The sequence below is a fragment of the Streptomyces sp. CB00455 genome, assembly GCF_001905445.1.
GTDB lineage: Bacteria > Actinomycetota > Actinomycetes > Streptomycetales > Streptomycetaceae > Streptomyces.
In genome coordinates this window covers 633067-641665 of record NZ_LIVQ01000004.1, presented here as the reverse complement: position 1 = coordinate 641665, position 8599 = coordinate 633067, and the positions used below count along the sequence as shown (strand labels likewise).

Sequence of the window (8599 nt, the reverse complement as noted above, 5' to 3'; positions counted from 1 at the left end):
AAGCACCCCGAAACCGGAGCCCCACAGGTCTTTTTCAAAGGAACCTCATCCACCGAAATGGACGGGGTATCAACTTTTGGCGTTGATTTTTGGCACGCTGTTGAGTTCTCAAGGAACGGACGCTTCCTTTGTACTCACCGCAGTATCACTACTGGGGCTTTCCTCCGGGCTTCGTTCTGTTCTGCTGTCTTGCGTTTCCGACTCTATCAGACTCTTTCGGGCCCGACTTCCTCGGCGCTTTCCAGGTCCTGCGCTGTCGCGCTTTCCCTTTCCGGCGGGTCCGACTCTATCAGGTCCTTTCGGGCCTGACTGCCAGTCAGCGGCTTCCCGTGCAACGGGATTTGGTGCGGTGCTTCGGGGCTGTTGGGCCCTTCGGCGAGTGAGACAGTAGCGGATTCCCCGCTCCGGAACCTAATCGGGGCCGGCGTCCTGTGGACACGGATTCCTCATTCGCAAATACGCATGAAAACGAGACGACAAAGCGAGTCGTTCGTTCGAATGTGTAGTGCGGGATGGCTGCCCGGGGACCGACCGGGGTCGGCGCTCACTTCGGACAACTCGGAGAACCTTACGGATGCGGGACACCCGTGTCAACCCCCGCTCACCTGGGACACGAGAGCGGCGAAACCACCGCCGTGGCCCCGCCCCTCGGTCTACGCTGGGTCCATGACTACGCATGCGCTCACGCTCAGCCTCTGCTGGTGGGCCGCCTGACGGCGGCCGGTCTGCAACGCGAGCACGCATGCGCTCACGGCCGCCGCCACGGCGGCCGTTTTTGTTTCTCCCCTCCCGGGAGTGGCTCGGTCGCCCTGTGCGCAGGCCCCACACCACTCACACCAGGGAGAGCAGGACATGACGAGGATCTTCAGCGGGGTCAAGCCGACCGGGCATCTGACCCTGGGCAACTACCTCGGAGCCGTACGGCAGTGGGTCTCGGCCGACCACGAACCGGACGAGGCGCTGTTCTGCGTCGTCGACCTGCACGCGCTGACCGTCGAGCACGACCCGGCGCGCGTGCGGCGGCTGAGCCGTCAGGCGGCCACGCTGTTGCTCGCGGCCGGGCTGGATCCGCGGCGGTGCACGCTGTTCGTGCAGAGCCACGTCGATGAGCACACCCGGCTGGCGTACCTGATGGAGTGCACCGCCACCGACGGTGAGCTGCGGCGGATGATCCAGTACAAGGAGAAGGCGACGAGGGCGCAGGCCTCCGGGGAGGGTGTGCGGCTGTCCCTGCTCACCTATCCGGCACTGATGGCCGCCGACATCCTGGCTTACGGGACGGAAGAGGTGCCGGTCGGCGAGGACCAGCGGCAGCACGTCGAACTGACCCGGGATCTGGCGGTGCGGTTCAACCAGCGCTACGGGCACACCTTCACCGTGCCGAAGGCGACGCTGCCGGCGGTCGCCGCGCGGGTTATGGACCTGCAGGAGCCCACGTCGAAGATGGGCAAGTCCCACGCGAACGGCGCGGGGATCGTCTACCTGCTCGACGAGCCGGGAGTCGTGCGCAAGAAGGTGATGCGCGCGGTGACCGACAGCGGGGACGGGGGCGTGGTCTACGACCGGGAGGAGCGGCCGGGGGTGGCGAACCTGCTGGACATCCTGGCCGCCTGCACGGGCGGCGACCCGGTGGCGCTCGCCGAGGGCTACGGAGGTTACGGCTCGCTCAAACAGGACGTCGCCGACGCGGTGGTCGAGCTGCTGCGGCCGCTGCAGGAGCGGCACGCGGAGCTGGCTGGTGATACGGCGGTGGTCGACAAGGTGCTGCGGGAAGGCGCCGGCCGGGCCCGGGAGCTGGCGCGGCCGGTGGTGGACCGGGCCTACCGGGCCATCGGGCTGCTCGCGCCGTGAACCCGTGGTGAACCGGTGCGGGCCCCCGGTCGCGGGGGCCCGCACCGCAGCTCAGTTGGCGCCCGAGGCGAGCTCGCGGCTGCGGTCGCGGGCGGCTTCGAGAGCGGCGATCAGGGCCGCGCGGACGCCGTGCTTCTCCAGTTCCACGATGGCGTTGATCGTCGTGCCGGCCGGGGAGGTGACGGCCTCACGGAGCTTGACCGGGTGCTCGCCGCTGTCGCGGAGCATCACGGCGGCGCCGACGGCCGCCTGGACGATCAGGTCGTGGGCCTGGGCGCGCGGGAGGCCGAGCAGGATGCCGGCGTCCGTCATGGCCTCGACGAGGAAGTAGAAGTACGCCGGTCCGGAGCCGGAGAGGGCCGTGGCCGCGTCCTGCTGGGATTCGGGGACGCGCAGCGTCTTGCCGACGCCGCCGAAGATCTCCTCGGTGTGCAGGAGGTGGGCAGCGGTGGCGTGGCTGCCCGCCGAGATGACGGACATGGCCTCGTCGACGAGGGCGGGGGTGTTCGTCATCACGCGGACGACGGGGGTGCCGGGGGCGAGGCGTTCCTCGAAGAAGGACGTCGGGATGCCGGCGGCGCCGCTGATGATCAGCCGGTCCGCGGGGACGTGGGGGGCGAGCTCTTCGAGGAGCTTGCCCATGTCCTGGGGTTTGACGGTGAGGATGAGGGTGTCGGCGCGCTTGGCGGCTTCGGCGTTGCCGACGGCTTCGACGCCGTAGCGGGCGTGCAGCTCCTCGGCGCGTTCGGGGCGGCGGGCGGTGACGAGGAGCTTCGAGGCGGGCCGGCCGCCCCGGATCATTCCGCTGAGCAGGGCCTCGCCGATCTTGCCGGTACCGAGGACTGCGACTGTCTGGGTCATGCCCGATTCACCTCGCCGAACTTTCTTGCACGCGTGCTGCGGATATCGCGGGATACCTCCTCATCCTTGCATTCGGGCGGGCGGGGGCGGGCTGTTGTCCGGCCCGTGGTCGTCAGGGGGTGCGGCGGCGGAGGGTGGCGGCGCCGAGGGCGAGGACGAGCAGGGCGCAGCCGGCGACGACGGCGGTGTCGCGGACGAAGTCGGCGGTCATGTCGGTGTGGGTGAGCACCTGGGTCATCCCGTCGACCGCGTAGGACATGGGCAGTGCGTCGGAGAGCCCCTCCAGGACGGGGTGCATCGTGGTGCGGGCCGCGAAGAGTCCGCACAGGAGCAGCTGGGGGAAGATCACCGCGGGCATGAACTGGACCGCCTGGAACTCGGAGGCGGCGAAGGCCGAGACGAACAGGCCGAGTGCCGTGCCGAGCAGTGCGTCGAGCAGGGCCACGAGCAGGAGCAGCCACGGAGAGCCGACGACGTCGAGGCCGAGGACCCCGAGGGCGAGGCCGGTGGCGAGGAGGGACTGCAGGACGGCGACGGCGCCGAAGGCGAGGGCGTAGCCGGCGATGAGGTCGCCCTTGCCGAGCGGCATGGCGAGGAGGCGTTCCAGGGTGCCGGAGGTGCGTTCGCGCAAGGTCGCGATGGAGGTCACCAGGAACATCGTGATCAGCGGGAAGATGCCGAGGAGGCCGGCGCCGACGCTGTCGAAGGTGCGGGGGGCGGCGTCGAAGACGAAGCGCAGCAGCGTGAGCATCAGTACGGGTACCAGGAGCATCAGCGCGACGGAGCGCGGGTCGTGGCGGAGCTGGCGCAGGACGCGGGCGGCGGTGGCGGTGGTACGCGGGACGCTCAGGGCGCTGGTGGTGGTCATCGGGTCTGCTCCCGGGCGGGGGCCGTGGTGGCGGCGGCTGCGGCGGTGGTGGTGGCCGCGGCGGTGGTGGTGGCCGCGGGGGTGGTCTGTGGGGCGGCGGCGGCCTCCTCGACGAGGCGGAGGAAGCCGTCCTCGACGGTGGCGGAGCGGGTGCGGGTGCGCAGCGCGTCGGGGGTGTCCTGGGCCAGGATGCGGCCCTCGCGCATGAGGAGCAGCTCGTGGCAGCGCTCGGCCTCGTCCATGACGTGGGAGGAGACGAGGAGGGTGGCGCCCCGGGCGGCGAGGTCGTGGAAGAGGTTCCACAGGTCGCGGCGCAGGACGGGGTCGAGGCCGACGGTGGGTTCGTCGAGGACCAGGAGCTCGGGGGTGCCGAGCAGGGCGACGGCGAGGGAGACGCGGCTGCGCTGGCCTCCGGAGAGGTTGCCGGCGAGGGCGTCGGCGTGGGTGGTGAGGCCGACGTCGGCGATGGCGCGGGCGACGGTGGCGGCGCGCCGGCCGGCGGCGGCGCGGCCCGGGTCGAGGACGGCGGCGAAGTAGTCGAGGTTCTGCCGGACGGTGAGGTCGTCGTAGACGGAGGGCGCCTGGGTGACGTAGCCGATGCGGGAGCGCAGTGCGGGGTGGCCGGCGGGGCGGCCGAGGACGTCGAGGGTGCCGGTGACATGGGCCTGGGTGCCGACGACGGCGCGCATGAGGGTGGACTTCCCGCAGCCGGAGGGGCCGAGGAGGCCGGTGATGCGGCCGCGGGGGACGTCGAAGGCGATGGAGTCGAGGACGGTGCGGGAGGTGCGGCCGGTGCCGCGGCGGACGGTCAGGCCGGCGGCGTGCACGGCGGTGGTGGCGGCAGTGGCGGGCGCCCGTGGGCCGGCCGGGGGGTCTGCCGGCGCATTATTCATCATGTGATGAATAATGCGCCCGGGTCGGCACGGGCGTCAACCGGCCGGTCCCTCCTGGCGTGCTACTTGCGGCGCTTGGGGCGGCGCGCGGCCGGGTTGCCCGTACGGGAGCGGCTGCGGCGCGCGAATTCGGCGGTGGCGCGCTCGTACTCGGCGCGGTGCAACCGCTCGCCGGGGGCCTCGGCCAGGCAGCGGAGGAAGTAGGCGATGAGGGAACCGATGAAGCCGATCGTCTTCAGGCCCTTGAGCGCGGCCTCGTCGGAGGAGGGGGCGCTGCGGCGGGTGAAGGATTCCCAGGTCTTGGCGAAGGCGATGGAGCTGGCGACCGCGAAGAGGACGACGACGGAGATGCTGAGGAAGGGGCCGACGTTCCCGATCTCCAGGCCCTCGTAGGCCAGGCGCAGCAGGTAGGCGCCCATGACGGCGGCGGCGAGCGAGCCGAGGGCGGCGCCGGCGCGGCGCAGGGCGTAGCCGCCGTCGTGCTTCACCCAGGTGGTGCCGAAGAAACGGATCGGCTCAGGCTGGGGCCCGGTGGCGGCGGCCGCCACCCGGGCCGGCTCCGGGGCCTTGGCCGCTTCGGCCGCCTTCGCCGCCTCGGTTGCCTCGGCGGGGGTCTGGTCTCGCTGGTCGTCGCTCACGCCGGCGATTATCCCCCCGCCTGGCCGGCCGGGCCGGGTGTGTCTCACGTGGCAGACGGGCCCCGCTCCGAGCCCACGGGCCGGTCGTACCGACCGGCCGCGGTGCCGGCTCGATGACGGATGCAGTCAACGCGTCAGACGGAAGTGAACGATGGTGGCGTCATCGGTTGCCTTGATGTCGGGGTAGTGGAACCGCAGCCTGTCTTGCAGCTCGGCGAAATCACGAAACCCGTCGGCGATGGCGTCCGCCTCGGTCAGCTCGGCAACGCTCTTGGAAGCGATCTGAGTGATCACACCGGGCAGCACTACCTCGTCATCCAACTCGAACACCATGTTCACCGGGCCCGTCTCCACTGGGTCGCGGAACCGCACCGTGGTCGTCTTCCGCCCTGTGCGTACAGCTTCGAGATAGGTGCGATGGAAATGCAGGGCCTGCGTCGCGGCCGAGCGCAGCGCGCCGTCGGACGCTGCCGACTGCTGCCCCCAGACATAGGCATGGGGCAGGAGATCGGTGATCGCGACACTGCGGATGCCACCAGCTGCCGGCACGAGGACGCGGATGCCCGGGTGGTAGTCCAGCAAGACCTGCCGGTCCCGGCCACACGGCGCCAGCACGCCGCGCCCCGTGTCGCCGACGGCAACGATCGCCGTCAGGTCACGTGCTCCCGCAGCACGCGCATGCCCGAGCGCCACCAACTCCGCGCAAGGTCCGCCGGTGAAGCTCCAGATCTTCTTCCGTCGGCAGATTCATCGTGCTGTCCATCCGACAGACCCTACTCATCCACGTCCCAGGGCCATGTAACCCGGTGAACGTTCCAGGTCAGAGCACTGGTGCTGGGACCTGAAAGGTTCACCGGGCCGCGGCGCCCGGCACGGCACTAGCCGCAGCGGTTGGCCACGTAGCCGTCGCTGCCGGTCCGCACGTAGGCGTCCGACACGAAAAGGCCGTTGCCGATGCAGTCCCAGATGTCCGTCGTGCCGTAGGGCCCCGAAACCGTGGTGCCCGAGCACTGGCAGCGGATCCACACGGTGGCGTCGTACGGCAGCACCTTCATGATCGAGTAGTTGGTGCCCGGTCCGCTGCGGACGTTGACGCGGTGTCCCGGCGCGACCGGGAAGGACTCGAAACCGGAGTCCGAGGCGAGGCCGCGGACCTCCTGCGGCGGGTCCAGCTGGTTCTCAACCGTCATGAAAAATCTCCCCCTTGAGCATGACGCTCTGCAACTCGCGCAGGGTAGCAGGCCCTTACCGCTTCATATGCGCCATCGACTAGGCTCCGGCGGGGGTGGTCGGCAGTGTATGCACTGCGCGCGGAACGGGCCGGTTTTCCGGAGTACGCCGGGCAGTACCGGCTGGAATCCGTACTGGGTTCCGGGGGCATGGGGGTGGTGCATCTGGCCACCTCGGCATCCGGGCTGCGGCTCGCGGTCAAGGTCGTACACGCACAGCACGCGGTGGATCCGGAGTTCCGGGCGAGGTTCCGGCAGGAGGTCGCTGCCGCCCGGCGGGTCAGCGGGGCCTTCACCGCGCCCGTGGTGGACGCGGATCCCGATGCCGAACGGCCGTGGATGGCCACCCTGTTCATCGATGCCCCCACGCTCGCCGAGCGCGTACGGGAGCGGGTGCTGGACCCGGCGGAACTGGCCGGGCTCGGGACCGGGCTGGCCGAGGCGCTGCGGGACATCCACCGGGCCGGGGTGGTGCACCGGGACCTGAAGCCCAGCAACGTCCTGATGGCGCCCGACGGGGTGCGGGTCATCGACTTCGGCATCTCGCGGCCGGCCGACAGCGATCTGCGCACCGAGACCGGCAAGCTGATCGGGACCCCGCCGTTCATGGCACCCGAGCAGTTCCAGCGGCCCCGCGAGGTGGGCCCGGCCGCGGACGTCTTCGCAATGGGCGCGGTCCTCGTGCACGCGGCGACCGGGCGGGGCCCCTTCGACTCAGACAGCCACTACCTCGTCGCCTACCAGGTGGTGCACAGCGAGCCCGATCTGACCGGGTTGCCGCAGGCGCTCGCGCCGATCGTCGCGCGCGCCCTCGCGAAGGACCCGGCCGAACGGCCCACTCCCGACACGCTGCTGCGCGAACTGCGGGTCGTCGCCCACCCGACGACCGGTGAGGAGACGCGGGCCTTCATCCCCCGGCCGCGGCGGCCGGGGACGGCCGATGCTCCCCCGGCCGCCGAGGAGGACACCCACCACCGGGTGCCGGCCGGGGCGGCGCCGCTGCCCGCGTCCGCGCCCGCGGGGCGCCCGCGGCGGTGGCGGACCGCCGCCGTGCTCGGCGCGGGCCTGCTGCTCGCCGGCGGGGCGGCCACCGGGTACCTGCGGTCCGGCGACGAGGAGCCCGGGCCCGCGGCCGGGGGCGCCGCGTCGCGGCCGGCCGCGCAGGTGCGGCCGGCCGGCCCCTGGATGACGCCGCTGGAGGACCACGGCCGGGACAACCGCGTCGTCTCCTGCTCCTCCGCGTCCGGCGCCCTGTTCTGCGCCACGCCCGCTCTGGCCGCCGCTCGGCTGGACCCGGTGGACGGCTCCGTCGCCTGGTCGGTGCCGGCGGCGGCGCCGGGCGCCGACAGCCAGCCCCCGCAGTACGCCGGCGGCCTCGTCCTGACGGTGGCGGCGGGCAGCCGGACCGTACAGGCCCTCGATGCCGCCACCGGCGCGCCGCGCTGGCAGAAGCCGCTCACGGGGGGCGGCCGGCTGGTGACGGCCGGCGGGACCGTCCTGGTCGTGGACGGGGACGGCCGTGCCACCGCCCTCGATCCCGCCACGGGAGCCACCTGGTGGACGAAGCAGGTCGGCGGCGTGGGATCCCTGTGGATCGCCGGGCCGGAAGGGCCCGACGGCTGCCTCGTGTACGTGGCCACCCCGGCCGGGGACGGCCGGTCGACCCGGATCGCGGCCGTCGACTGCGCGAGCGGCACGCAGCGCTGGCAGCAGCAGGCGCCGGGCACGGCCGAGCCGGTCGGGGTGGCGCAGGGCACACTGCACCTGCTGCAGAACGACAGCGGATCGAGGACCCGCGGGGTCCTGCGGGTGGACCTGCGGACGCGGGCGGTTCGGGAGACCGCGCTGCCCGCGGCCCTGCTCCTCGCCCAGGCGGCGGTGGACGCCCAGGGGGTGGTGTACCTCGTCGGCACTTCGGGGGCACTGGCGGCGGTCGGGCCGCAGAAGGAGGACTGGCGGCTGGAGACGGGGGTGTCCGTCGCCTCTCGGCCCGTCCCGGACGGCGGCCGCGTCTACCTGACGGCGGTCGACGGGCGGCTCCTGGCGGTGGACGCGGCCGCCGGGCGGCTCGTCGGCCAGACGAAGGCGCGGATGGGCTCGGGGCACGCCTACCCGGCGACGGTGCCCGCGCCGGTGGTCGGCGGCGGAAGGGTCTTCGCCAGTGCGCCCGACGGTTCGGTGTTCGCCGTCGATGCCGGCGATCCCGCCGGCTGGTGACGCCGCTGCCCCGACCGGGGACCGGTCGGGGCAGCGGCGCGG

The 8599-nt window shown here is 72.2% G+C and carries 8 protein-coding genes; 2 read left to right on the top strand and 6 right to left on the bottom strand.

Going from position 1 to position 8599, the window contains the following annotated elements:
* Positions 1–852 precede the first annotated feature (852 nt).
* Positions 853–1851 carry a tryptophan--tRNA ligase gene (gene trpS / locus AMK16_RS20225; RefSeq protein ID WP_073917662.1) on the top strand — a complete coding sequence of 333 codons (999 nt, stop codon included), beginning with the start codon at positions 853–855 and terminating at the stop codon, positions 1849–1851.
* Positions 1852–1902: 51 nt separating this feature from the next.
* Here trpS and proC read toward each other — a convergent pair whose 3' ends face one another.
* From proC to AMK16_RS20195, 6 genes are all read right to left on the bottom strand, one after another.
* The gene (gene proC / locus AMK16_RS20220; protein ID WP_073917660.1) at positions 1903–2712 is read right to left on the bottom strand and encodes a pyrroline-5-carboxylate reductase; all 810 of its coding nucleotides are present in this window, start codon (positions 2710–2712) and stop codon (positions 1903–1905) included.
* Positions 2713–2824: 112 nt separating this feature from the next.
* Positions 2825–3580, bottom strand: a complete 756-nt coding sequence (locus tag AMK16_RS20215) for an ABC transporter permease (protein ID WP_073917657.1) — start codon at positions 3578–3580, stop codon at positions 2825–2827.
* Positions 3577–4476, bottom strand: coding sequence for an ABC transporter ATP-binding protein (locus AMK16_RS20210; protein WP_079191593.1), 900 nt, complete (start codon positions 4474–4476; stop codon positions 3577–3579). Before AMK16_RS20210 ends, AMK16_RS20215 begins: the two co-directional genes overlap by 4 nt.
* Before the next feature lie 59 nt (positions 4477–4535).
* Positions 4536–5021 carry a hypothetical protein gene (locus AMK16_RS20205; RefSeq protein ID WP_073917835.1) on the bottom strand — a complete coding sequence of 162 codons (486 nt, stop codon included), beginning with the start codon at positions 5019–5021 and terminating at the stop codon, positions 4536–4538.
* A 216-nt stretch (positions 5022–5237) separates the two neighbouring features.
* A complete protein-coding gene (locus tag AMK16_RS38325; protein ID WP_143196838.1) occupies positions 5238–5804 on the bottom strand; it encodes an ASCH domain-containing protein in 567 nt (188 codons plus the stop codon).
* Between the two features lie 185 nt (positions 5805–5989).
* Entirely contained in the window at positions 5990–6301 is a 312-nt protein-coding gene (locus AMK16_RS20195; RefSeq protein WP_242438808.1) for a peptidase, read from the bottom strand.
* A 105-nt stretch (positions 6302–6406) separates the two neighbouring features.
* Between AMK16_RS20195 and AMK16_RS20190 the strand changes: the two genes are divergently transcribed.
* Positions 6407–8557: a serine/threonine-protein kinase gene (locus AMK16_RS20190; protein ID WP_073917653.1), complete on the top strand. Its 2151-nt coding sequence runs from the start codon at positions 6407–6409 to the stop codon at positions 8555–8557.
* Positions 8558–8599 lie beyond the last annotated feature (42 nt).

Excerpts from the sequence above, each read along its gene's own strand:
- trpS (WP_073917662.1), top strand. The coding sequence starts at position 853 with ATGACGAGGATCTTCAGCGGGGTCAAGCCGACCGGGCATCTGACCCTG.
- proC (WP_073917660.1), bottom strand. The coding sequence starts at position 2,712 with ATGACCCAGACAGTCGCAGTCCTCGGTACCGGCAAGATCGGCGAGGCC.
- AMK16_RS20215 (WP_073917657.1), bottom strand. The coding sequence starts at position 3,580 with ATGACCACCACCAGCGCCCTGAGCGTCCCGCGTACCACCGCCACCGCC.
- AMK16_RS20210 (WP_079191593.1), bottom strand. The coding sequence starts at position 4,476 with ATGATGAATAATGCGCCGGCAGACCCCCCGGCCGGCCCACGGGCGCCC.
- AMK16_RS20195 (WP_242438808.1), bottom strand. The coding sequence starts at position 6,301 with ATGACGGTTGAGAACCAGCTGGACCCGCCGCAGGAGGTCCGCGGCCTC.